Origin of the sequence: Alteromonas sp. KUL42 (assembly GCF_006538325.1) — a bacterium.
GTDB lineage: Bacteria > Pseudomonadota > Gammaproteobacteria > Enterobacterales > Alteromonadaceae > Alteromonas.
The window spans coordinates 1-23,754 of the sequence record NZ_BJKK01000012.1 but is presented as its reverse complement, the minus strand read 5'-3'; the positions used below and the strand labels follow the sequence as shown (position 1 = coordinate 23,754).

The window sequence follows — 23,754 nt, the reverse complement described above, 5'->3', positions numbered from 1 at the left end:
CCATCATGTTGAAACGAACAAACCACCGTGTTTACGCGCTACCGGCAATGTTGTTTTTATTCCTTACCACGCTTTTTGCCCTTGCTGGGTTCTACATTCAAAATGACGAGAAAAGCGCCCGTATTTCCAAAGCGCAATCAGTTGCAGAGCAAGTGAAGATAAGCTTAGAGGTATTTTCTACAGAGCGCGTTCAGGCCATTCACAACCTTATGCTGAATTGGCCAACGTTTGAACCCAATAAAGTGGATTGGTTTAACGCACAAGCGATGTCGCTTATGGGAATGCAAAAAGGCTTCAGTGCTTTAGTTTACGTGAACGACAAGGGCGTTATCCAGTGGGTGGCTACACCGCCTAATGGCACAAAAACCCGTATCAGCAATACACTTGTTGAAAAACCTATGAGCACCACAGGTTTAAGCGTGTCAGCTTTGTCTGAATCCTTTGAAAGTACGCTAATTTACTCACCTCAAACAAAGCATCATCATATTTTAGTGGGGCGAGCCATTAGCCCTCAAGAGCCTCAGCATGGCTTTGTTGTTGCAGGCTTCGATGTGCAAACTATCCTTGGCGTAATGTTGGGAGAGTTAGTCGGGCCACAATTCAATTTCGAACTTATTGCAGGTGAAAATACACTGTTTTCAAGCGGTGAGCTTGTTCAAGATGGCACTGTGGTATCTCTCGCGCCATTTCCATTTATTGAGCAACAGCTTGTGCTGTCAATGCAATCTCAGCTAAGCCCCTATAACCCCGGTATGTTAATTGTACTTATAGGTCTTTTGATGTCAGCGCTGGTGAGCTATGTATTCCACAAGCAATTAAAAGGCGCGGTAAATTTATCTGTAAGTCAGCAGCGTTATTTGACCGCCAGTGAAGCCTCTCTTGATGCGTTATTGATTTATCAACCTACAGACGATGACTTCACATTGGTTGAAGCGAATTCTTATAGTCGGTATTTATTTCGTGGTGCATGCAGCGTGTTAAGTGTCATGACGTTAAAAGAGCAAACCCGTTACCTTGGGCTTAGTGATAAGTTTGCCAATGCGACAAAAGTGGCCGAATCTGGTATGCCCTATGAGGAACATATTCCTTTAAAGACAGATAACATCATTCCTGAGTGGATAAAAATTCAGGTGGTAAAAGCAGGGACAAATATCGCCATTACCGTAAGGGATGTCACCGAGCGATTTAGAGCACAGCAAGACCTAAAGCGAAGTGAAGAGCGTTACAGAAGATTGGTTGATGGTATGTATCGGCACTTCGTTTACACAAAAACTGCTGAGCATCGCTTTGTTTACGTTAGTGCTGGTATTGATAAAATATTAGGGTATAGCGCAAGTGAGTTTTGCGATCATGAAGCCAAGTATGTACGCCAAGTACCCGATGAATCGTTTGAGATTCGTCAAACTATTGCCCAGGGCAATAAACCAGAGCCCTATCTAGTGCATTACCGAGGTAGTAGTGGCCAAGACCATATTTTGGAGTTTTCAGATACGCCTATTCTCGATGAGCAAGGTGGGCTAATTGCTGTAGAAGGTATTGCTAGAGATGTCACCAAAGAGTTGGCCTTACAGGAAGAAGTTTACTTTCAGGCCAATCATGACCAGCTTACTGGCTTACTCAATCGTTATGCATTCGATACCCGACTTAGGGAAATTTTAAAGGACATTACTGCGCCTAAGAGATCAAATAGCGATGAATTTTCTGTTGGAAACGTCTCGACATTATCCTCATTTGAAGACGCGAAAAGTAGTAAGAAAAGCGTGATGTGCTTCATTGATATGGACCGCTTTAAGCTAGTCAATGATAGTTGTGGTCACCCCGCAGGTGACAAGTTGTTAAAAGAAATTGCTACCATATTCAGGCAATATGTTAACAACAGAGATCTACTGGCACGCATTGGTGGTGATGAATTTTGCATTATTTTCCGCGATAGAGACTTAGCAGATGTGACTAAGTGCCTTGATAAGTTACTCGTTTCGGTATCTAACTACCGCTTTGTTTATGATGATAAATTATTTTTCGTTGGCGCGAGTATTGGTGTAATTGAAATCAATGCCAATACCAAAAGTGCCGAATCGCTTATTAAAGCGGCAGACAATGCCTGTTATAAAGCGAAGCACATGGGGCGTAATCGCTATTTTGTATATCGCGATAACGATGGTCAAATGGACATTGATGATAGCGAAAACCAAGTCTTACACGCGCTTCATCGTGCGCTCCAAAATGATGGTTTCGAACTCTACAGTCAAGCAATCATGCCATTGGCTCAATCGAGTGAATCGCATAACGCACCGCTATCTCATTACGAAATACTGCTAAGACTCCACTCGCAGGATAATGGGTTAATAAGTCCTGGGCTATTTATTCCGTTGGCAGAGCGACATGGCTTAATGAATAAAGTGGATTATTGGGTTGTAGACAATACGTTAAAGACCTTGGAAAGAAACTCAGAGCATATCGACAAAGTTGGCAAAATTGCCATTAATCTATCGGGGTTGACCTTGGGCGATGAAATGACCCTTCATAAAATTACCCAGCGTATGCAGTGTACTTCAGTACCGGCGGAAAAAATTTGCTTCGAAATAACAGAAACTACAGCGGTAACTAACCTAAGTGCGGCGCGACACTTTATCTCAACCTTGCGAGATATCGGTTGCAGCTTTGCACTTGATGATTTCGGTGCTGGTATGTCGTCATTTACCTATCTTAAAAACCTTGATGTGGACTACGTGAAAATTGACGGCTCGTTTGTGCGAAACATTGTTCACGATGCTATTGACCATGCTACAGTGACAGCGATTAACAACATTGCGCATAGCATGGGTAAACAAACCGTTGCTGAATTTGTAGTGGACAAGGCGACGGTAGATGTACTTCGCGAACTTAACGTGGATTTTGGTCAAGGTTTTGCCCTTGATAAGCCCAAGCCACTTGCGCATAGAGTTCAATGGCAAGTTAAACTTGCCTCTGCCTAAAAGGATATAATCATGGGCCTATTTGATACCCTGATGGGAAATGCAAGTGAGACAGACGCCGCTGAAGTGCAGGAGGAATTATCTCCTATTTTAGCGGACAACGAAGTTGTTACCGCTGCGTTTAAACTTGTTCGTGACTTAAGTGTGTTTACTAATAAGCGACTGATCCTCATAGATAAGCAAGGCTTAACCGGTCGTAAAGTGAACTATCACTCCATTCCTTATAAATCAATTACGCAGTTCATTGTGGAAACTGCAGGGCATTTCGATACTGATGCAGAGCTAAAGATTTGGCTGTCAGGCAAAGCCGATGCCATTGAAATTGAATTAAGTGCGTCTTCTGCGCAAGCCGTGCAGAAAAACTTAGCTTCTCAATTATTCGCTTAATACAATCGTAACCAGTTAGAAGCAAACGTCTCATTTTAAAGTTCCCTCAACAATCAAGTATTCCGATTGCTGAGGGAGTATGTGGCCTATTTATTTGAGGTTTCGCTCAAAGAAATTAGTTATTGTTTTGTATAAGTGTATGCCTGTTTGCTTACCGCGAATACTGTGTTTTTTGCCTGGGTAGTCCATTGTTTCAAAGGGAATAGCCAAATCTTGTAGGTGTTTATACAACATGGTTGAGTGTGTGAATAGCACGTTGTCATCTGCCATCCCGTGATAAATAAGCAGGTCACCTTTTAAATCTTTGGCATAAGGAAAAACAGAAGAGGCTGTGTAAGCGTCGTCATCGGTATTGGGGTTACCCATGTAGCGCTCGGTGTAATGCGTATCATACAAACGCCAGTCTGTTACCGGCGCACCAGATACACCCGCGGCAAAGTAATCACCAGCTTTAAACATGGTCATTAATGTCATGTAACCACCGTAGCTATGACCGTGCACACCAATACGCTCTGCATCAACAAAAGGCAAGGTACGCAAGAATTCTACACCGGCAACTTGATCTTCTACTTCAATAAAGCCCATTTTCTTGTAAATAGGATCTTCAAAGCCTTTGCCGCGATAGTTTGAACCACGGTTATCAAGGGTGAATACTACATAACCTTTATCAACCCAGTGTTGGAACAGTAAACCGCGGTTACCAGCCCAGCTATTGGTAACAACTTGAGCATGTGGGCCGCCGTAAAGGTAAACAATAACCGGGTGCTTTTGCTTAGGGTTTTGCTTGGCGCTCTGTGGCGTATAGATACGGTATTTTAGCGTTGCACCGTCTTTGGTTGTAATATCGCCAAACTCAGGTGCAGTCCAGCTATCCATATAGGTATATAGCGGATGACCTTGCTCAACCTTATTTTCTTCAAGCCATGTAATTCGCTTGCCTGTTGCGTCGTTAAGGCTAACTTGGGCTGGCGAGTTAATCGTAGAGAAAGAATCAATAAAAATAGAGGCATCTTTACTAAATGCAGCATTATGATAGGCACCTAATTCAGTAACCCGTGTAATATCACCACCGTCTAGCGATACGCTATACACGTGGCTTTCCAGTGGCGTATCTTTGCGGCCAGTAAAGTATAAGCGGTTGTTGCTAGTATCAATAGCTTCAACATTGTCGACGACCCACTCACCATTAGTAAGCTGCTTCACCAACTTGCCGTTATTGTCGAAAAGGTAGAGATGTTTAAACCCATCGCGTTCAGAAGCCCAAATAAATTGGCCTTTGTCTTCTAAGAAGTAAAGGTCATCGTGCAAGTTAACCCATGTATTACTGGTCTCTGTGAGTAATACGTTTTGCTTACCGCTGTTAATATCAAAAGCGCGTAATTCAAGTGTTTGTTGGTCGCGTGTTTGCCATTGATAAGTAAAGGTTGTGCTATTTGGCATCCATTGGCCGCGCGCAAAGTAAATGTCTTTGTCTTTGCCTAAGTCTACCCAAGTACGTTTGCCGGACTCGATATTTTGAATGGCCAATTCTACAAGAACATTGGGTGTTCCGGCTTTTGGATATTTCTGTTCAATAAGCTTGATGTCATCGGCGTATATTTCAGAACGTGTGATGACTTCAACGGGCGTTTCATCAACCTTGGTAAACGCAATTTGCGTTTCATCGGGAGACCACCAATAACCTGTCATTCGGCCCATTTCTTCTTGAGCGACGAATTCAGCCATACCATACTTAATATTGTCGCCGCCTTCTTTGGTGATAGCTTTTTCTTCACCTGAAGCAATATGTTTCACATAGAGGTTTTGGTCGCGAATGAATGAAATGTAATTACCTTTCGGAGAAAGTTTGATGTCTGTCTCGAAGGCTTCAGTATCAAGTAATTGTTTCGCACCTTTTTCGCCTAATTTGTGATAGAAGACGTCACCACCAAGCGGGAATAACAGTGCGGTACCATCGTCGGACCACTGGTAGCTGACAATACCGCTGCCTGATAGTCGCATGCGCTCGCGGCGAGCTTTTTCTTCATCAGACAAAACTTCTTCGCCACTTTGAAGGTCGTTTGAATCGAACAGCATGCGGGTTTCACCACTTTCGATATGGTATTCCCATAAGTCTAGTCGTTCATAATCGGTTTGTTTTCCTTTGAGGAAAGTAACCCGTTGTCCATCAGGAGAGACTTTTAACGAACGTGGCGCATTGCCATCGAGTGAAGGAGAAGAGAAAATACGTTCAATATTGAGCGTTTCAGCGCTTAAAGCAGTAGAGAGCATAGCGGCTCCAATTAAAAGGGCTTTTTTCATTGTTATTTGCATCTTTAACTGTCGAAGGTTTGATTGTAGATAAACGGTATCATGATACAAGGTGTAATGTATGAAAACTGCATTAGTGCTAGGAGCGACGGGTTTGGTGGGACGAACGCTCGTAAATATACTTTTACAAGACAGACGCTACAGCGAAGTGGTGTGTTTAGTCAGAAAGCCCTTAATGGCAAACATGTTTAACGACATGAACAAAAAGCTTAAACCCGTTGTGATTGATTTTGAAAACCTACAGGACTATCAGGGCTATTTTAGCGTAGACCACGTGTATTGCTGTTTGGGGACCACGTTAAAAAAGGCGGGCTCAAAACAAGCGTTTCGGCGGGTAGATTTTGAATATGTTCATGTAGCAGCCCAGCTCACTCGCGCACAAAGGGCACAGAGCTTTGTGTGGATCTCATCAGTAGGGGCTAATGCCAAAAGTCGCAACTTCTATTTGCGCGTTAAAGGTGAATTGGAAAACGCTATAATGCGAATGCCCCAACTTCCTAATGCAAGCGCAGTTAGACCTTCATTGCTAATTGGAGCACGAGATGAATCGCGATTTGCAGAAGACATTGCGCAGAAGACAGCGCCGGTTTGGCAAGCTTTGTTAAAAGGGCCTTTAAAGAAGTATCGCCCAGTTCATCCTGTTGATGTTGCCAGAAATATGATGTCGCTACACAAGTGGTGAAATTAAAGTGAAGAAGTATTGATGTTTCGTTGTAAGCAATTTTCTGTCAAGCAAGATAAGTGTGCCATGAAGGTAAATACCGATAGCCTCATATTGGGTAGCTGGGCACAACCAAAGTTGGCAAAACGCATACTTGACGTGGGCACAGGTTCGGGGATTTTGGCACTTATGCTTGCGCAGCAATCCGCACCTGATTCATATGTATTCGCGATAGAATTAGATGAAGCGGCAGCACAACAGGCCGCAGAGAATTTCGAAAATTCACCATGGCGTGACAAGCTGACTCTGAAACACAAAAATTTAGTGAACTATACGCCTGATTCACAATTTGATGTAATTGTAAGTAACCCACCGTATTTTGAACCGCCTTCACAAGCTAGTCGAGCTTTTGAAACACAATCTAGCCAGCGTTTTGCAGCAAGACAAACAGCAAGTTTATCACCTGACGATTTTTTTCACTTTTGCAATCAGTTTCTAGCACCAATGGGCAGTGTGTTTTGTGTTTACCCATATTCATCTTTCGCTTTCATCAAAGCACAAGCAAACATGCACGGGCTATTTCCTGTGCGAACTCTTGATGTCAAACATAACGAGCGTCGTGAGCCTTACCTAAACGCCATTCAGTTTAAGCGGCTACCAGTGAGAGATAAAGAGCTAAACGGCGACGTAATAGGTAAGGGGGGTTAACAACTCCTACATCACACGACGTTTTAGTGATCAGAGATGAGCACAATAACTATACTTCCGCGTACAAGTCATTGTGTCAGCCATTTTATTTAAATTTCTAATGTGAGTTATACGTGATAACTGTTATTGCAGAAGCTTTTGGCGCTGTCGCCGTAGTACTAAATTTTGTGGGTTACAGGCAGGTGAATGTCGATAGATATTTATTTATCTCCGCGTTTGCCTTACTGGCTTTAAGTGCACATTTCTTTTTATTGGACGCCATGGCCGCTGGAATAGGCACACTGCTAGCGGGTACTCGAAATTTCATCGCAATGAAGTATCGAAACAAGGCTATTTTATTGGCGTTTGTTGCAGGAAATATGGGGTTTCTGGCTTACGAGTGGTTTGTCTTAGCACATTCGTGGATCATTTTTGTGGCTTATGCGTCTTCACTCATTTTTACTGTAGGATCGTTGGTGATCCGCGATACAGATAAAATACGCAAAGTATTCTTAGTGGCTGAATCGCTGGGGCTTATTTACGCCATATCGGTAGGCAGCATATTTGGAACGGTTTTTAATATAAGTAACTTGATCAGTATTGTGAGCAAACTAAGAGAAGCCCCTAAAACCTGAACTGGGAAAAAAATCAGCAGATACAAAAAAGCCGCCCGTAGGCGGCTTTTCAAATTTTAAAGTGCTGTTAGCCTTTTTTCACTAACACAGATACTTTAGAAATACCTGCCACTTTAACTTGGTTCATTACTTCTACTACTGTACCGTGCTCTGTATCTTCGTGAGCCTGGATAGCGGCAGAATCAGTATTGTTGTTAGCAAGATATGTTTGCGTGTTTGCAACAACACGACGAATATCTACTTCACGACCGCCCATCATAATGGTGCCATCAGCAGCAATACGGATTGAAAGCGCTTTTGAAGGCTGGTCGTTTTTCGCTTGATTATCTTCTGGACGATTTACGTCCAAACCTTTCTCTTTCACGAACGAGGTCGTTACGATGAAGAAAATCAACATGATGAACACGATGTCCAACATGGGGGTCATATCAATCTGAGCCTCGTCTTCAGCCGAGGTATGCTTCTTTCTTTTCATCTCGTCTTCTTTCTTCTGTTACGTTCGAGCGCTTTAGTATACTGCTTGTTACAAAAATATACAGGCTTTTGTACAAAAACAGTGTGCTCATTAACACTTGTTGCTGGAAAAATACTCAGTTTCACAGTAATAAAACAACAAACTAAGGTTGTTTATGCGAAATAGCGACACCTAATTGGTAAAAATACAACATCAATGCCTGATTGAGTGATGTACGCAAGTTACCATGAGGATAAATGCCAAGTCTAGCTTCCGTTGATTTTTTTGTCCCTTGTACCAAAAATGCATTTTTGATCGCGTGATCTTGGATACAAGCTTCAAATGCTCGGGCAGCCATCTCCTGAGGCATAGCATAATAATACATTTTTAACGCGCGATCAGCCTCTACGGATCGCACAAAGTACTCATTTGGCCTTTTTTGATCATTTAAAAACAATAAAGAGAAGCAATCGCTCAATTTTTGATTAAGTGGATGTGAGTTAATGCGCGCATTGTCTAACCATGCTTGTGTAGCGAAACTACCCGAAGGCACATCTTCAAACATACGCGGCGCAATATAGTGGTCGAAGGCGTGAAACCACTCGTGTGCCAAGGCGCCTGCGCCAGCATTTTTAGCAAGGGCAAGTTGTCTTTTGGCACTGTTGTAATGGGCGCTACTGTGCTTTTGTCCCCCACTGCCAAATGCCAGTGAAAGTGAGCCATTAAGCGATAACACTTGTTCATTTACATTTAAGATCGCAACTAGATCGTACAACGCATCAAAAAACAAATTGGCTGCGATCTGCTGCTCTTCTTTGGTAACCCAGCGACCCACTGTGATCGTTGAAAAATTAAATAGCTTTCGAATATCTTGAAATGATACATCTGCCCCGTCCCGATGACTTGGTCCGTTGCGGTAGAAATGTTGATGGATTCGACTCATGCACAATTTATGAATAAATATGAATAGGCTATAGTACTAAGTCTACCTTCATAACGTTACTCAACAAAGCTTTGCAGTGCACTTCGGTGTCTATACTGGCTAGTGTCGATTCACTTGGCAGCTAAAATCAAGTACGTTATCCATCAGATGAGCGTAAAAAAGACAGAATGGCTGAAAGTTCTTGAGACAAACCTCGAACGCGAACATCCAAGTTTAACGTAAGTAAGGCGACTGAATGTCGCCTTACTCTGTGTAGCGGTATTTGTATGTGGTTTAGAAATCCATTTTCACTTTAACTGCAAACGTACGTGGCTCACCAATGCGCATGTTACCACCACCGTAAGAATCACCGATTGCCCAGTATTCTTTGTCGAACAGGTTGTCTACCGAGCCAATCAGGGTCAGCTCTTTGTCGGCAACAGTAGTGGTATAACTTACACCACCGTAGACCAGCGTATAAGAAGGTAGCTCCCAGTTATTCGCCGCATCGAGGGCTGTTTTACCGTGGAACTTGCCGCCCAGATTCACTGTAAGTCCCGGCACTGCCGACACGTTGTAGTTAGTCTGCAAGGTAAATTGCTGTTCAGGCGCGCCGCCTACATCATTACCTTGATTGGCCGTACTGGTTTTGTCGTACTCCGCACTCAGGAACATGGCATCGCCGTAAAGTGACAGATTTTCCGTCACCGTTAACGCGCCGCTAAACTCAAACCCCTGATACAGTGAGATCCCGTCCTGAATCAGGTAGTTGTCTTCAGTGACCATGGTTGCCCCACGTTCTATGCGGAACAAGGCAGAGCTCACAGACCAACCTTCGCCTGCCATTTTCATACCCAATTCATACTGCAAGCTTTCCAGCGGCGGCAGCAAATCGTTGGCATTAGCATATTCTTCACCAACGGCCGACGTCTGCCCTTCAAATGACTCAACATAACTGGCGTAATACGTGGTGTTTGCCGCCGGCTTGTACATTAATGCTACCGTTGGCGATACCGCAGTATCATCGTAGTTATCATGGTAAGAAGAGAAGTATTCACTGGTGTCGTGTTCGATATTGTTGGAACGAATCCCCAACAGCAATTCCCACTCGTCGGTAAGCTCAATAAAGTCGCTCACAAACACCGACTGCTGAGTATCAACCCAGGCAACTGGGGCATCTTTTTGCAAGGTAGCTTCATAGGCAGGCACATCGCCTGGCGTATACAGATTGCTGGTTGCGTAATTGCGGGTTACCTTACGGCCAAACTGACCGCCGTCGTTGCGGTAAGTCGTGGCTTCCTGATACGATACACCGAACACTACATTGTGCTTTATACCGCCAGTAGAAAAGTCGCCATTTACAATAGCTTGTACCTGATCGTAATCAACGTCGAAGTACTGTTCGTAAGTGAGAATATTCAGATCGCCCGCGCTGTTTAGCAGGTAGTTCAGACTTTTCACCCAACGGGTTTCATTTTTTGAGTAGTCGTAATCTAGCTGCAATTGCCAGTTGTCGTTGATGTTCCACTTCAAACTACTGATCGCAATCAGGTTTTTATAGCCGTCAAAGGTGCCATCCACAGCCAGGTTACGACTGCCGCTGACCGTTGCAGGCAGGGGTTCAGTCGCCGCCATATTCACCGAGAAGCGGTTCCAGGAATTTTCAATCAGGCGGTCGCTGTATATCAAATCTACGGTCCACAACAGTGAATCCGTCAGGTTCGCGTCGAATGCCAATGACACGGTTTCGCGGTCGATGCCGCCATTGTCTAGGTAGGTATCACCGTTTTCTTTAACGGCATTCACCCGCACACCAAAACTGTCATCGTCACCAAAACGGGTACTGGCATCTACGTGTGCACTCAGTACACTGTCACTGCGCAAGCCCACATTGGCACTCACAGCAGTCTGAGTTGCGCGCTTGGTACTGTAATTTACGATACCGCCGGGGGCCGCCATACCGTACATAAAGCCGGTTGCACCTTTAATGAGAGTCACTTGTTCAAACGCTTCATAGGGTAACTCACCACTGAAACTGTTTATTGACATACCATTAATTTTGAAGCTCTGTGTGTAATCCAGGCCAAGACCACGTACACGAATAGTGTCACCAAACGAACTGTAAGCACTGCCATCAACTGACACCGAGGCTTCACGACTGAACAAGCTGTTTAGGGTATTTACCTGACGAATTTCCATGTCTTCCAATGAAATAACGTCTACCGAAAAAGGGGTATCCTGAATAGAACGCTTACCTAACGCACCACCGTCGTTTTGCTGCTCAAATTCGGTAAGCTTGTGCCCTACCACAGAAATCACTTCAACATCTTCAGCACTTGCCGCGTCTGCAAACGCAACAGAATGACCAAGACCTGTCATGGCCGCACAGCAAGCTAATACTAATTTTCGCTTATTAAACAAAGCGTTTGGTTTACTCATGGTTTGTCCTTAATGTGATATGAAAAATCCGAGGGCGTTTGAGAAAGAAACGGTTGTTGTAATGGTTATCCCTGCAGGACGATGACACTACATCAAACGATAATCATTATCAATATCATTTACATAGTTTTGTATTTATCGTTGACTATGATCAGGTTTATGTAAATTAACCCAAATTTTTCTATACAAACTTGCAGTAATGAGTATGATTTGCATTATTATTTACTAAACTAATGGATTAGGCATAATGAGTGTGTTGGCACTGGCCTTTACTTTCAGTGGCTGTTTGTTGATTTATGTCACCAATAAAAATCAACGCCTGTTTGCGAAGCAAAAAACACTGACTCTGCGATACCTTGGGTACCTGCTAGCCTGTGTTGCGCTGGTGTGTTGGTTAAATGCAGTGTCTGTCTCGGCAGCCATACTGATCTGGTTGTTGAGCATCATGGTGATCCTGGCATTGATCCCACTACTTTCTCTTGTTCGCCCCGGGAGACAAGCCTAATGGCCCGACTGTCTGCAGAAGAAAAGATTCAACCTCACTGGTGGACTAAGTCACTGGCCGGCGCAGTGCTTGGACTGACGTTCGCGTTCGCGGTGGTCGGTATTTTTGCCTGGTATGGGCCGGGTGGGATTCAGTCGCCCAATAAAGTGCAATTTAACATGTGGATGATCAGTCCTGTCTGGTTACTGATTCTGTCGTTCTCATTCTTATTTAGAACCGGCATGCGGGCTGTGCTGGTACTAGGCGCAGCAAACCTGATCGCGTGGGCAACCTTTTTACTATTGAGATACAGTTTATGAAGATCCGCAGCGATATTCTTCGCACTTACCAGTCTATTCACACCTGGACAGGGATTACGACCGGCTTGTTGTTATTTATTGCCTTTTTTGCCGGAGCATTAACTATGTTTAAATCGCCCATTACCCAGTGGGCGGTGCCAGAGAACCACGTGCTGCCAGCTATTTCAGTCGGGCAGTACGATGAGCTAGTGCAACAAGCTACGGCGCAATATGAAACTGCCAGCAACGGCTTCACTCTCCACTTTGCCCCCCATCAAAGTCCAATGCATCACAGCCCAATGACCTGGTACGAACAAGGCGGTGGCCGGGGACTCAGTATCGATAGCCACTTACGACAGGCCTCGTTCAACAAGGAAGGTGAGTTGGTTTCAGTGGCCAATCAGCAAAATGTACTGGGTGACTTGATTGATCAGTTGCATCGCACCGCAGGTATCCCCGGTAAAGCCGGTCATGAAGATATTGGCGTATTGGTACTGGGAGTTGCATCAGCACTCTATTTCATTGCACTGGTGTCTGGTGTTATTTTTCTGCTACCCACTCTGGTGAAAAGCTTTTTCTCGTTGCGACAAAAGAAAGGCGCAAATCGATTCTGGCTTGATACCCATAACCTGATTGGCATCACCAGCCTGCCATTTCATTTGCTGATAGCTTGGACAGTCGTGGTCTTTGCTTTCCACGACATGCTGTACGGCGGCCTCTCTCTGATTTACGGTGACGAACCCATGTTCGAGCGCAATGGCGGCAGTAAACAGGTGTACTCAGTGGCTGAGCTACCCCCTGTAGAACGTTATTTTGAAGCGGTCGGAGACATGGTAGAGGGCTACGATATTGTCAGTTTAACGTTTGCCGATTTAGCCACGCCACGAGCGCGTTTGAGTATTGAAGTAGCCGGCGACGGTAAACTGCAGCGCGCCGCCGAAACCGATATCATTGCTATGCACCCGTTTACACTGGACGTGACATACAGCACTTTAAGCATTCCGGAAAATGGCGCGTTTGGCCCATTGGTGAAAAGCTTCTTTGCGCTGCACTTTGGTAATTTTGCCAATGATACCGGGCGCTGGATTTACTTTTTACTGGGTATGATGGGGGCAATCCTGTTCTATACAGGTAATCTGCTATGGCTGGAAAAGCGCCGCCAAAAACAAGCGAAACAATCCCGCTCGGTTACCATAATGGCAAAACTCACCATTGGTGTGTGTCTGGGTTCCGTACTGGGTGTAGCGACTTCAATACTTGCATCAAAATGGCTTTATCTGGCGGGTGTCGATATCAACCTAGGGTATATCGCCATCTATTATGGTATTTTTGTGACTTCTGTGGCTTTGACGTTTTGGCGAGGTGCAGCGAAATCAGCGGTGTTTTTACAAGCTTTTATTGGATTGGCTTGTGCAGGCATTCCACTAACCACGTTGATTTCCCAGTGGATTCATGAAAATATTCAATGGCAACTGGTGTCTAATACATTAATGGTCGACGTTGTTGCCCTTGTGTTTGCTTGGATATTTTTCCACGCCGCCAAGAAAACTCATCGACGCGCCTATTACGGAGAAAGAAATAGTATTTGGTACATTGGACACAGTGATAATACTCAACAACCACAGCGTACAGAGTTGGTGAAAAAGTCGACGTAAGCCTAGTTTACGTCGTCTTACGCCATATCAACAAGAAGTTGCTCACACCAGGCTTCAATACGAGCTTCTGTTTCATCATATTGGTTTTCATCGTCTAGCGATAAGCCAACAAATTGGCTTTTGTCTTCTGTAAGCGCCTTTGACGCAGTAAAGTCGTAGCCTTGATTTGGCCAGTAACCAATAATCTTACATCCGGTAGGAATGAGTGCGTCGTGAAGCATGCCTAATGCATCCTGAAACCATTCACCGTAGCCTAGCTGATCGCCAAGACCAAACAAGGCGACAGTTTTGCTTGAGAGGTCTAAGGCGTGTACGTCTTCCCAATGTGACTCCCAATCTTCTTGGAGCTCGCCAAAGTCCCATGTGGAAATACCAAAGATAACAATGTCGTACTCTGCGGTGCGTGAGAGGCTAATATCTTTAATATTGTGAAGTGCGACGATATCTTCATCAAAAAGGCTGTTGAGTTGGGCTTGTATTTTCTCTGCCGCCATTTCGGTATAACAGGTTGTTGAACCATAAAACAAACCAATTGACAGCGTGCCGTTACTCATTAGAAACCTCTTTTTAGCTAATCGTCTTTCACTGGTGGGAATTCTACCTCTTTACCGTTGCTCAACAAAGCTTTGCAGTGCACATCGGTGTCTTTGTGTGAAATTTTTAATACGCCCAAAGCGCATCCGTTGAATAATTCACCATACCCGATGCTTGGTTCGCGCGCTTTAACCGACATGTTTCTCCGGCGTGTGAAAAAATTAAGTGGCGAAGCAGAGCGATACAACAGACGATTCAACCTATCAAGCCATTTGATCAATCCGTCGGGAAATGCGTTTTTAAGCCCGCTGCATGTAAATTGAGTGATGTGTGGACTGTGACGTCTAAAGCGCAGACGTACATCGTAAACAAACGAATAGTGCACATCACCGGATAAGATAATGAATTCTGGGGGCGTTTTGTAATGCCTAAAGATATTAAGAATGACATTGGCTGTGCCCTTATGTGCCATCCAGTTCTCGGCGTCAACGGTAAGGGCTTTACCAAAAAAGGTGAAGACTTTTTGAATTGCTTCAATTACTTTAACTCCGTAAATAGGGGCGGCTGATACAACAATTACTGCTTCTTTGCCAATGATTGAGTGCTGGAAATCGCACAGCGCTTCCCAATCCATTAGTCCTGATGGCTTGTTCATGTCTGACTCAGAGCGCCAACGCTGCGTTCGCGTATCCAAGACTTCGATTGGCGGTGTGGTATCTAATCGATAATGCCACTGATCAAAATCAAGTAATTCATCAATAATTTCGTCATGATGTGATAAGCCATTTTCACCGCAATTTTTTCTTACGGTTTCTATTAGCGGTGCGACTTTTTTAGGGGCATTGCCCCAACCTTGGCAAAGTAGGTAGCCTAACAATGCGTTGCCAATCATGCGTTTTGATAGCGGGTTGCCATACACTTCTTGTTCCCATCCACGGGTGAGATTCCAATCATCTGTTACGTCATGATCATCAAAAATCATATAAGTGGGGATGTGGGCAAGTGCTCGGCGTACCTTTGGAAGCTGAGAGACAAAACCCTTGATAGCGTCATTTTCTGCATCAAACTTGGCCGCGTGTTTGTTGTCGATATGCGACTTGTCTATGTGAACATGCGGCCACAAGCTGTCAGACCATACCAACAGATACATAGCAATCACTTCGGCACTGCCGATAAGATGATTGTGCGCATTCACAGAGGTAAATACGGGCTTTTTCTTGGCACCAAAAAAGAGTGACGACAACACGGTATTTGTTGCTATTTGAGGTAGCAGTAACTCCCGTTGGTAAAACCCATATTGATGGGTGGCCAACTCGTTGGTATTTTGAATCACCGCACCTTCCACTGATTCATGAAATAACCCAAGTACCTCGATAGCACTGTGAATAGCTTTTAGCATGGGCCCTGCCACGTCATCGGCATAGATTTGATCGCCTGTCATTAACAGCAAATCTGGCGCAGCAGCGTTACCTTCAAAGGCCTTTTTGTGTAATTCATCCACTTGGGCCAGTGCATCGTCACTAGGATAATGTGGCTTTCTGCACGAGCCGTGCAAAATAGTTTCTGGTGTTGCGGTATGGTGAAAACTCAAATGCTCTTGATTGCGATAGAGCAGTGCTGCGCACTCTTCTTGCCATTGTAAAGACAGCTCTTCGTTGTCAAAACTCAGGGCGTAATTAATTCGTTCTCGCTCGTTAAACGAGGTACTGGCGGTAAATTGTAATAAGTGGATAAAGGCACGTTTTCCTACCTGCACGGTGTCAGCGGTTGATTCTCCCTCAACATTGTTGTGATCTTTCAGTAGTGACAACCTAGGCGCAACCGGTGTAGTGGTTGTTAGCCATATACAACAGGTTGTAGCTGTAACTTTGCGAACAATTGGTCCTGCAACAACAAGTGGGAGGTGCGACAAAGAAATAACGAAATCCTCTTATTTGATTGAATTTAGAAATAATACAGCTAACTTTACTCTTTTTTGTTTATAAACGGTATGCTGGATATACTCCCTTACAAATTATTTAAGCGCGATGCTAAAACCGTGAAAAGGAACATGACGAGATGTTAAAGAAAGCACTTTTGGCCGTTTGTGCAGTCACTTTGGTTGCAAGTTGCAGTGAACCTGTACAGGAAGTTACTAAACCGAAGAAAGTCGACCTTAAAGAAGTGACGGTTGGTGAATGGATAACCGATGCCCAAGGTAGTGTTATGTTTAACCCACAAACTTCGGGGTTAATCGACATCGATGGGCAGTTGGTGACCATTTCTGATGGTAGTGCTGATTCTTCCTTGCAGCTCAAACTTCACTATATCAATCCAGCTGACGCGACATTTACCACATCCAGTGATGCATTTTCATTTTCTTCAAGCGTTCGCAGAAGTTGCTTTTATTCATATTTAAGTGAAAAGCCTGATTTAGAAGCGTTGGCTACCGATCCTCGTGACCCTTCTATTGTTTATACGGTTACTGAAGATGCCACTCGAACTGGTGCACTTAGTGCTTCGTGTGAGGCTAAATATGCAGAAACAGGTTCAACAGACTACCCAACTCTACTGGTTAAGCTAACCATAAAGGGAGAGGGAAAAATAGAAATGAGCGATGTACGTCCTTTGCAGTTTCCTACTGAATTTGAAGTGGGTAACTTCCCGAACGATGGTATAGAAGGGCTAACTATGGACGACAACGGCTTGCTCTATCTTGGGTTAGAAAAAGACAAAGCGGGTCAACCTCGAATCTTTACGCTAAATATCGATGATGATTTTTGGGGAATAAATGACTTTGCAACAGTCAGTGCACCTTCACTTGACGTTCCTACCTTCACTGCGGGAAATCACCCGATAAACGGTTTGGCACTGCATAAGACGGGCAAAGGTGATAGCTTTTTGATTGCTGCTGCGCGCAATGACAACGAGCTATGGATTATTGATACCGCGGGAAGCAAGCCAACCAAACGCATACCGGTTATATTTAAGGTTAATGGTGGAGAAGCCTGCGGTGAGTACCTAATGGATAACGCATCAATGGAAGGCCTAGTGGTGATGGGGTCTACGCTGTGGCTAATTAATGATCCATGGGTAAAAAACTACATGAAAAACGCTATTTGTGACGCCGACAAGTCTCGTTATGAGGACATGGCACCACTCATTTTCCCGTTGGAAATGAAAGAAAGTTGGTTTGAATAAGAGTTCGACTAGGATTTCAATTAAAGCCTTTTAAGTAGGCAATTAATTATAAATAACGCGTGTAAACGAACCACGTTTACACGCGAATACTCTGTGGTAAAGTGCTAATTATTCAGTGCGTAGGCGCGATGCAAACGTCTTCTTGAATTTTGCTAACTTAGGCGCTACAACCATTGAGCAATATTGATTTTGCGGGTTATTCTTAAAATAACTTTGGTGATAATCTTCCGCACTGTAGTAGTTATTGATTTCTACTACTTCAGTCACTACAGGATCTGGCCAAATCGCTTCTTCGGTGATCTCTGCAATTATTTTTTCCGCTTCTGCTTTTTGTGCTTCATCGTGATAGAACACTGCACTGCGGTACTGGGTTCCAACATCATTGCCTTGCCGATTAAGCTGAGTGGGGTTATGCAATGCGAAAAAGATTTCTAGTACTTCTCGATAGCTAATATTGTCTGCATCGAAGGTAACTTGAACGACTTCGGCATGGCCTGTGTTGCCAGTGCACACTTCTTCATACGTTGGGTCAACTTTATCTCCGCCCGCATATCCGGAAATCGCTTTTTCTACGCCTTCAATACTATTGAAAGCTGATTCAATACACCAAAAGCAACCGCCAGCCAGTGTTGCAACTTGTAAATTCGCCATGGTTTAACCTCAAAAAATTTTATGTTCATAGTGTGGGTGCGAGAGCAAAACAACTCAAGTCATCCATGACGGTTTTTTTATCGTATTAACGAATATTAAATGATTAAAATTTACTGTTTGAGCACAAAACGTTACATATTTTGGGAATTTGGTTTAGGGCATTTGGTTTCAAAAAGCAGGTTTAGGTGAAGACCGCTTATACACCAAAATCCTAGGGCGTTTTGTGCTTATGGCAAGTGCGTTAGAAGTGAGGTACAAGGTGATTATTTTCTACGATGGTTACTGTCCGCTGTGTGTGGCCGAAATGAAACATCTGAAAAAGCGAGACAAACAGCAAAAACTCACGCTGGTCGATATTCAAGACCTTGATTTCAAAAAGCAATATCCTGAACTGGATTGGCATGCACTCAATGCGCGTATTCACGGCATGCGCGATGACGGTACGCTCATAACTGGCTTGGACGTAACTTACGAAGCGTGGAAAACCGTTGGAATGGGATGGTTATATGCGCCACTGCGCTGGCCACTTATTCGCCATGTTGCTGATGTGTTTTACACACTGTTTGCTAAGCATCGTTACACGATTTCGTATTGGCTAACCGGTAAAAAGCGCACTTGCGTGCGCTGTATTCCAGAAGAGAGAATTCCTGAAAAGAGCATTCCTGGAGATGCCAATGACAAATAATACCTTGATAATTGGTGCGTCAGGCGGAATTGGTCGTGCACTTGTGCGTAAATTTAGTGAAAGAGGAGATACGGTTTTTACCGTTGATAGAAAGCGTGGACACAGTGAAAAGCACACCGAAGACGCCGACAACATTCATTCGTACCACATTGCCTCGCACAGTGACACTGAAATATCGGCGTTAGTGGCAAATTTTAAAGACGCCGACATAAACATTAACAATGTTGTGATTGCGTTGGGGATGCTGCATAACCATGATGCTGATATTCACCCCGAAAAGCGCATGGAAGAAGTGTCAGAGCAGTCCTTATCAGTGTATTTCGCGGTGAATAGTATTATTCCCATGCTATGGCTAAAGCACCTCATTAATATCATTGATAGAAAGCAGGCCACTATTGTGTGTTTAAGTGCACGGGTTGGTAGTATTTCCGATAATGGACTTGGCGGGTGGTATGGCTATCGAGCATCTAAAGCCGCACTTAATATGCTGGTTAAAACCGCTTCTGTTGAATATCGCAGGCGCGTTAAAGATTCGGTCTTGGTGTGTTATCACCCAGGAACTGTTGATACAGCATTGTCGAAACCTTTCCAAAAGAATGTAGCGGCAGAAAAACTGTTTACTGCAGATTTCACCGCATCACAACTCATTACTCATTTGCCTAAATTAGATAGAGAGCAAGCGTGCCACTTTATTGATTGGCGCGGCGAGGTGGTAACTTGGTGATACGGTCTAATTATAGTTCTGTTAATTCAACATCAAGACTTTTGTTTTGACTGCTGTTACCATGCTGCGTTAGGGATTGGTGCAGCGTATTGGTAAGCCGGTAACGGTTGCAATACTACGCGTTGACGCCATAAGAGAGTCACCATAAGTATCGCCATCCCGATAAACTAATAACAATAACTCAACAAGAGGAAGGGATATGAGCGAGGCCAGAGAACAATTCGGATCGCGCATCGGGTTTATTTTAGCTGCTGCAGGCTCAGCAGTTGGTATAGGAAATTTGGTCGGCTTTCCAGTGGGCGCAGCAAAAAATGGCGGTGGGGCATTCTTATTAATGTACGCCATTTTTGTGTTTGCCATTTGTTTGCCTGTTATGCTGGCAGAAATGTCAGTGGGCCGTCATGCCAAAAAAGACCCACTAGGTGCGTACAGCGATATCAGTAATAACAGTACGAAGTGGAAAATAGCAGGTTGGCTAGCCATTGCTACACCTTTCATGATTGCCGTATTTTATATGGTCATCACAGTCTGGATATTTGGTTATTTATTTGAGGCCGTCAGCGGCAACCTAGATAAACTCGCTAACCCAGATACATTTGGTATTTTCATCAACTCTCCTGCTATTTTCGCCTACATGGCTGTTGTAGTGGGTGTGGTTTATCTTATTTTACAAGGTGGTGTAAAAGAGGGCATTGAGAAAGCGGCCAAGCTACTGATGCCGGCTCTGTTTGTCATGCTTATCGGCTTAGTGGTGTTTGTATTAACCCGCGAAAACGCGATGGCTGGGGTAGAGTTTTACATTGTCCCTGACTTCTCTAAGTTAACTGCGTCGGTGGTAAATGGTGCTTTATCGCAAGCGTTTTTCTCACTGTCGTTAGGTATGGGTATCCTCATCACCTATGGCAGTTATATCGACAAACGTGCAGATGTACCTAACTCTGCTAAACTCGTTGCACTTACCGATACGGCGGTAGCTTTTACTGCGGGCTTAATGATTTTACCTGCTATTTTCTCGTTTAACCCTGAGATCAACCCCGACGAGTTAAGTGAGTCGTCAGTCGGTATGATATTTACCTACTTACCTAGTATCTTTTTGGCACTTCAAGACTCAATTGGCTACCTAGGTGCGTCAATCGTGGCGAGCCTTTTCTTCTTATTGGTCTTTTTTGCTGCTATCACATCTCTAGTGTCTATTTTTGAAGTTCCAGTAGCAGCATTGATGGACGAGAAAGGCGTAAGTCGTAAGTGGGCACTAGCTTCACTTGGTAGCATCATGATTGTTTTAGCAGTTTTAAGTGCACTGTCTTTTGGCAAAGTCGAGTTTTTGACTGCCTTTATGCATTACGCTGGCGCTGACAAGTCGTTGTTCGATGTCATTTTTGATGTTTTCTACGAAACTATCTTACCGCTTAACGGGCTACTGATTTGTGTTTTCGTTATTTACCGTTGGAAGAGTGCAAACTTTAATGCGTCCCTTGAACAGGGAAGTACAGGATTCAAAGGGAGTTGGTTTGAGAAGTATGTAGATGTGTCGTTGAAGACGTTCATCCCGCTTATTCTACTGGTTATTTTTGTGAATACTGTCGCAGTAAAATACTTTGGTGTGAGTTTATTCGGCTAAGATGCCAAAGAATAACTTACTCTAAATGTCGTGATTAGTTAAAGCGGTGATAGTCGTTAACACTATCACCGCTTTTTTAATCTAATACATATCGTCAGGGTTGCTATAAGTAGGTGTAATGCCAAGCACCTGCCAACTCTTGGACGAATTAATGACTTTTCCCATTGGCGGAAGGTCGGTTTCGCTAAATTCAGGTGGTGGAAGTGCCAAGGCTTTAGCTGCAGTAACGTAATACTCTCCCCGTTTTGGGTGTACCAGACTACAAAGGTGCAAAAGATTTTCTGCCGGTGGTGTTTGTATTATGCGTGAAAGTGCTTCAACCACGTCAGCGATATGAACCAGGTTGACTCGCTTGTTACCATCACTGATTGAGCGTCCACTCAATGAACGCGCAGGGTGACGGTCTGGGCCAACTAAACCTGCCAATCTAACAATGGTATATTTTGTTGATGCCGCGTTGCTGGCAAGGTATTGCTCTATTGCCACATGTGCTTTGGCTGATGCCGTTTCAGGAGCCACCGCACTTTTTTCATCCACATCGCATAACAAAAGGTCTTTACTATCACCATAAACTGATGTGGTGCTGATAAATACGATGTGTGCTGTTTGTGCTGCTATAGCGTCGTCAATAAGCGATTTCATATTTTGTGTAAACGCATCTAAATCAGTATTGTGTCTGCCTGGCGGGATATTAATAAGCAAGGTGGCGTGTTTCAGGTGCTGACACAATGCTTGTGTACTTTCACCCAACGCATAGTGGACGGGTGTTACACCTTTGTCGGCTAACAAGCTGAGCTTATTTTCTTGTCTACTGGTACCAATAATATCTAGTTTGCCATTAAGTGCGTCACTTAAATAACCAGCCAACCAGCCGTAGCCGGTTATTACCAATTTATGAGCCATTGATTTTTCCATAATCGTTTTAGGAGAGATGTGGTTCTAGTGTGTGTTTTAGGGAGTCTAGATTATAGGATATCGTTAAATGCACAAAAAAGCCGAACTTATATTTTGGAGTAGCTCCATAAGTTCGGCTTTTACTATTTGTTACTATTTGGGATTAGAGTAATTAACGTCTAAGCACTAACTACATTTTCATTTCATCACTGCTTTCTAGCTCAAGTAAGTTTAAATCGTCTAAACCATTTATAGAGGCCTGCATACGGTTTTCGGCATAGTCTGCTTTTTGCAATACTTCACACAGCGCGTCAGCTTTTTCTTCTAGTGCATTGGCTTGCGTTTCCAAACGGTGCTCTAAGTCTTCACCCCAGCGTTCCATTTTCTGCTCAAACTCGCTCATATCACCGCCTTCCCACAACATCTGTGTACCTAAAGCGATAAGAATGCGGCCCATAGATTCACTCACTAGCGATTCAATTTGCGACTCAAACTCATCTTCCCAGCTTTCATCAAACCAGCCTGGTTCATCAAACTTAGTTGAATCTACGCGAATGTTACCGGCTTCATCGTAAAACGACGTATTGAGCTTGGCTTCCAATGAGGTAAATAGCTCACTAAAATCGTCGTTCATTGAGTTGCTGCCGCCAAGCAGTTCAGTAAACACTTCAGTAACGGCTACATTTGCAATTTGCAGACCTTCACTGGCAATGGTCAATGTCATAGGGATCGCCATATCAATACTGTCGTAGTATTGGTCTACCCATTGTTGCTGTTCGCTATTCAGTGATATTGCTTCGCCATTAATGGTTAAATTGTGTTGCTTGTCGATTCTCATCACAGAACCACTTTCTGTAGTGACCGTAAGATCACCTTGGTAGTATTGCAATTCACCGTCTAGCTCAATATCACAGCTATTATTTTGAAAGCTATTTCCATGTGCCATCGCTTGTCCACTCAACAAAGCACCGGCAACTGCAACAGAGATTAATAGTTTATTCGACATTGTTAGTTCCTTAATTCAAAAAGTAACGAGGCAATATGGCTTCGTGCTGCGACCATTACTGTGATTGCATGGTCTGTAAACTTGGCTACTTTTAGTATTTTGCAATGCGCTTGCCATTATTTTTTATTCTTTAAAAACAATGTGATAGTTGTTTTGTTAAAACTGGGTCTTTGATTTTTGATTTACTATTTGGCGAAATAATTAACTAAATGGTAATTTTGACCAAGATCAAGAGAAAGCTAATAGACCAAAGTTGGATAGAATTAAACCGCTAACAAGCATGTTCAAAGCCGTTGAATTGATGCATAATACCGCCAATTATTTTAAGGGGTTATCACAATGGCTGATTGGATTAATGCAATTATGTTTGGTGTTGCGCTAATTGCCTTTACGTTAGGGCTAAGCAGCATCATTATGGGCTTTATCACTGCGAAAGCAGGTGCAGAAGGCATGCAAGAAAAAACTCGAGTATGGCTTTTTTGGCGTTACTGGCCTGATACTTTGCTCACTGATGGCTTACGCATTAGCGTAAGGCGATAGTGTAATAAATA

General features: G+C 43.8%; 21 protein-coding genes and 1 pseudogene. 13 read left to right on the top strand and 9 right to left on the bottom strand.

Annotated features, from left to right (window positions below):
* Positions 1–5 precede the first annotated feature (5 nt).
* Positions 6–2,975, top strand: coding sequence for a bifunctional diguanylate cyclase/phosphodiesterase (locus EYR97_RS15255; RefSeq protein ID WP_131094527.1), 2,970 nt, complete (start codon positions 6–8; stop codon positions 2,973–2,975).
* Between the two features lie 12 nt (positions 2,976–2,987).
* Positions 2,988–3,362 carry a PH domain-containing protein gene (locus EYR97_RS15250; RefSeq protein WP_131094526.1) on the top strand — a complete coding sequence of 125 codons (375 nt, stop codon included), beginning with the start codon at positions 2,988–2,990 and terminating at the stop codon, positions 3,360–3,362.
* Between the two features lie 90 nt (positions 3,363–3,452).
* Here EYR97_RS15250 and EYR97_RS15245 read toward each other — a convergent pair whose 3' ends face one another.
* On the bottom strand, positions 3,453–5,663 hold the full coding sequence (locus tag EYR97_RS15245) for a S9 family peptidase (protein WP_131094525.1): 2,211 nt from the start codon (positions 5,661–5,663) through the stop codon (positions 3,453–3,455).
* Positions 5,664–5,733: 70 nt separating this feature from the next.
* Between EYR97_RS15245 and EYR97_RS15240 the strand changes: the two genes are divergently transcribed.
* The 3 genes from EYR97_RS15240 (at position 5,734) to EYR97_RS15230 (ending at position 7,655) form a co-directional block, all read left to right on the top strand.
* Entirely contained in the window at positions 5,734–6,354 is a 621-nt protein-coding gene (locus EYR97_RS15240) for an NAD(P)H-binding protein (RefSeq protein ID WP_131094524.1), read from the top strand.
* 21 nt (positions 6,355–6,375) lie between these two features.
* Positions 6,376–7,041, top strand: a complete 666-nt coding sequence (locus EYR97_RS15235; protein ID WP_131094523.1) for a tRNA1(Val) (adenine(37)-N6)-methyltransferase — start codon at positions 6,376–6,378, stop codon at positions 7,039–7,041.
* A 116-nt stretch (positions 7,042–7,157) separates the two neighbouring features.
* Positions 7,158–7,655: a YgjV family protein gene (locus tag EYR97_RS15230; RefSeq protein WP_131094614.1), complete on the top strand. Its 498-nt coding sequence runs from the start codon at positions 7,158–7,160 to the stop codon at positions 7,653–7,655.
* A gap of 67 nt (positions 7,656–7,722) precedes the next feature.
* Here EYR97_RS15230 and EYR97_RS15225 read toward each other — a convergent pair whose 3' ends face one another.
* From EYR97_RS15225 to EYR97_RS15215, 3 genes are all read right to left on the bottom strand, one after another.
* Positions 7,723–8,130: a biopolymer transporter ExbD gene (locus EYR97_RS15225; protein ID WP_131094522.1), complete on the bottom strand. Its 408-nt coding sequence runs from the start codon at positions 8,128–8,130 to the stop codon at positions 7,723–7,725.
* A gap of 142 nt (positions 8,131–8,272) precedes the next feature.
* Entirely contained in the window at positions 8,273–9,052 is a 780-nt protein-coding gene (locus EYR97_RS15220; RefSeq protein WP_131094521.1) for a CLCA_X family protein, read from the bottom strand.
* 273 nt (positions 9,053–9,325) lie between these two features.
* Entirely contained in the window at positions 9,326–11,470 is a 2,145-nt protein-coding gene (locus EYR97_RS15215) for a TonB-dependent siderophore receptor (protein WP_131094520.1), read from the bottom strand.
* Between the two features lie 247 nt (positions 11,471–11,717).
* Between EYR97_RS15215 and EYR97_RS15210 the strand changes: the two genes are divergently transcribed.
* Genes EYR97_RS15210 through EYR97_RS15200 form a run of 3 tightly spaced genes read left to right on the top strand, consistent with a single transcriptional unit; the run spans position 11,718 to position 13,908 of the window.
* Positions 11,718–11,975, top strand: a complete 258-nt coding sequence (locus EYR97_RS15210) for a hypothetical protein (protein ID WP_131094519.1) — start codon at positions 11,718–11,720, stop codon at positions 11,973–11,975.
* Positions 11,975–12,274: a hypothetical protein gene (locus tag EYR97_RS15205; RefSeq protein WP_131094518.1), complete on the top strand. Its 300-nt coding sequence runs from the start codon at positions 11,975–11,977 to the stop codon at positions 12,272–12,274. Before EYR97_RS15210 ends, EYR97_RS15205 begins: the two co-directional genes overlap by 1 nt.
* Positions 12,271–13,908, top strand: a complete 1,638-nt coding sequence (locus tag EYR97_RS15200) for a PepSY domain-containing protein (protein WP_131094517.1) — start codon at positions 12,271–12,273, stop codon at positions 13,906–13,908. The genes EYR97_RS15205 and EYR97_RS15200 overlap by 4 nt, the downstream gene beginning before the upstream one ends.
* A gap of 17 nt (positions 13,909–13,925) precedes the next feature.
* Here EYR97_RS15200 and fldB read toward each other — a convergent pair whose 3' ends face one another.
* Both fldB and EYR97_RS15190 read right to left on the bottom strand, forming a co-directional pair.
* Positions 13,926–14,462, bottom strand: coding sequence for a flavodoxin FldB (gene fldB / locus EYR97_RS15195; RefSeq protein WP_131094516.1), 537 nt, complete (start codon positions 14,460–14,462; stop codon positions 13,926–13,928).
* A gap of 17 nt (positions 14,463–14,479) precedes the next feature.
* Positions 14,480–16,252: an alkaline phosphatase family protein gene (locus EYR97_RS15190; protein ID WP_404840974.1), complete on the bottom strand. Its 1,773-nt coding sequence runs from the start codon at positions 16,250–16,252 to the stop codon at positions 14,480–14,482.
* Between the two features lie 248 nt (positions 16,253–16,500).
* Between EYR97_RS15190 and EYR97_RS15185 the strand changes: the two genes are divergently transcribed.
* Positions 16,501–17,622: a hypothetical protein gene (locus EYR97_RS15185; protein ID WP_131094514.1), complete on the top strand. Its 1,122-nt coding sequence runs from the start codon at positions 16,501–16,503 to the stop codon at positions 17,620–17,622.
* Between the two features lie 108 nt (positions 17,623–17,730).
* Here the strand turns inward: EYR97_RS15185 and msrA are convergent, their stop codons facing one another.
* Positions 17,731–18,273, bottom strand: coding sequence for a peptide-methionine (S)-S-oxide reductase MsrA (gene msrA, locus EYR97_RS15180; protein ID WP_131094513.1), 543 nt, complete (start codon positions 18,271–18,273; stop codon positions 17,731–17,733).
* A gap of 259 nt (positions 18,274–18,532) precedes the next feature.
* Between msrA and EYR97_RS15175 the strand changes: the two genes are divergently transcribed.
* The 3 genes from EYR97_RS15175 (at position 18,533) to EYR97_RS15165 (ending at position 21,303) form a co-directional block, all read left to right on the top strand.
* On the top strand, positions 18,533–18,958 hold the full coding sequence (locus EYR97_RS15175) for a thiol-disulfide oxidoreductase DCC family protein (protein WP_131094613.1): 426 nt from the start codon (positions 18,533–18,535) through the stop codon (positions 18,956–18,958).
* Positions 18,948–19,682, top strand: coding sequence for an SDR family NAD(P)-dependent oxidoreductase (locus tag EYR97_RS15170; RefSeq protein ID WP_131094512.1), 735 nt, complete (start codon positions 18,948–18,950; stop codon positions 19,680–19,682). Before EYR97_RS15175 ends, EYR97_RS15170 begins: the two co-directional genes overlap by 11 nt.
* Positions 19,683–19,881: 199 nt before the next feature.
* Positions 19,882–21,303, top strand: coding sequence for a sodium-dependent transporter (locus EYR97_RS15165; RefSeq protein ID WP_131094511.1), 1,422 nt, complete (start codon positions 19,882–19,884; stop codon positions 21,301–21,303).
* An 81-nt stretch (positions 21,304–21,384) separates the two neighbouring features.
* Here the strand turns inward: EYR97_RS15165 and EYR97_RS15160 are convergent, their stop codons facing one another.
* Together EYR97_RS15160 and EYR97_RS15155 are read right to left on the bottom strand one after the other, a co-directional pair.
* A complete protein-coding gene (locus tag EYR97_RS15160; RefSeq protein ID WP_131094510.1) occupies positions 21,385–22,206 on the bottom strand; it encodes an NAD-dependent epimerase/dehydratase family protein in 822 nt (273 codons plus the stop codon).
* Positions 22,207–22,387: 181 nt separating this feature from the next.
* Positions 22,388–23,203, bottom strand: coding sequence for a DUF2884 family protein (locus EYR97_RS15155; protein ID WP_131094509.1), 816 nt, complete (start codon positions 23,201–23,203; stop codon positions 22,388–22,390).
* A 339-nt stretch (positions 23,204–23,542) separates the two neighbouring features.
* Between EYR97_RS15155 and EYR97_RS15150 the strand changes: the two are divergent.
* Positions 23,543–23,735: pseudogene (locus tag EYR97_RS15150) on the top strand (hypothetical protein).
* The last annotated feature ends 19 nt before the right edge of the window (positions 23,736–23,754 follow it).

Excerpts from the sequence above, each read along its gene's own strand:
- EYR97_RS15255 (WP_131094527.1), top strand. The coding sequence starts at position 6 with ATGTTGAAACGAACAAACCACCGTGTTTACGCGCTACCGGCAATGTTG.
- EYR97_RS15250 (WP_131094526.1), top strand. The coding sequence starts at position 2,988 with ATGGGCCTATTTGATACCCTGATGGGAAATGCAAGTGAGACAGACGCC.
- EYR97_RS15245 (WP_131094525.1), bottom strand. The coding sequence starts at position 5,663 with ATGAAAAAAGCCCTTTTAATTGGAGCCGCTATGCTCTCTACTGCTTTA.
- EYR97_RS15240 (WP_131094524.1), top strand. The coding sequence starts at position 5,734 with ATGAAAACTGCATTAGTGCTAGGAGCGACGGGTTTGGTGGGACGAACG.
- EYR97_RS15235 (WP_131094523.1), top strand. The coding sequence starts at position 6,376 with ATGTTTCGTTGTAAGCAATTTTCTGTCAAGCAAGATAAGTGTGCCATG.
- EYR97_RS15225 (WP_131094522.1), bottom strand. The coding sequence starts at position 8,130 with ATGAAAAGAAAGAAGCATACCTCGGCTGAAGACGAGGCTCAGATTGAT.
- EYR97_RS15220 (WP_131094521.1), bottom strand. The coding sequence starts at position 9,052 with ATGAGTCGAATCCATCAACATTTCTACCGCAACGGACCAAGTCATCGG.
- EYR97_RS15215 (WP_131094520.1), bottom strand. The coding sequence starts at position 11,470 with ATGAGTAAACCAAACGCTTTGTTTAATAAGCGAAAATTAGTATTAGCT.
- EYR97_RS15210 (WP_131094519.1), top strand. The coding sequence starts at position 11,718 with ATGAGTGTGTTGGCACTGGCCTTTACTTTCAGTGGCTGTTTGTTGATT.
- EYR97_RS15205 (WP_131094518.1), top strand. The coding sequence starts at position 11,975 with ATGGCCCGACTGTCTGCAGAAGAAAAGATTCAACCTCACTGGTGGACT.
- EYR97_RS15200 (WP_131094517.1), top strand. The coding sequence starts at position 12,271 with ATGAAGATCCGCAGCGATATTCTTCGCACTTACCAGTCTATTCACACC.
- fldB (WP_131094516.1), bottom strand. The coding sequence starts at position 14,462 with ATGAGTAACGGCACGCTGTCAATTGGTTTGTTTTATGGTTCAACAACC.
- EYR97_RS15185 (WP_131094514.1), top strand. The coding sequence starts at position 16,501 with ATGTTAAAGAAAGCACTTTTGGCCGTTTGTGCAGTCACTTTGGTTGCA.
- msrA (WP_131094513.1), bottom strand. The coding sequence starts at position 18,273 with ATGGCGAATTTACAAGTTGCAACACTGGCTGGCGGTTGCTTTTGGTGT.
- EYR97_RS15170 (WP_131094512.1), top strand. The coding sequence starts at position 18,948 with ATGACAAATAATACCTTGATAATTGGTGCGTCAGGCGGAATTGGTCGT.
- EYR97_RS15165 (WP_131094511.1), top strand. The coding sequence starts at position 19,882 with ATGAGCGAGGCCAGAGAACAATTCGGATCGCGCATCGGGTTTATTTTA.
- EYR97_RS15160 (WP_131094510.1), bottom strand. The coding sequence starts at position 22,206 with ATGGCTCATAAATTGGTAATAACCGGCTACGGCTGGTTGGCTGGTTAT.
- EYR97_RS15155 (WP_131094509.1), bottom strand. The coding sequence starts at position 23,203 with ATGTCGAATAAACTATTAATCTCTGTTGCAGTTGCCGGTGCTTTGTTG.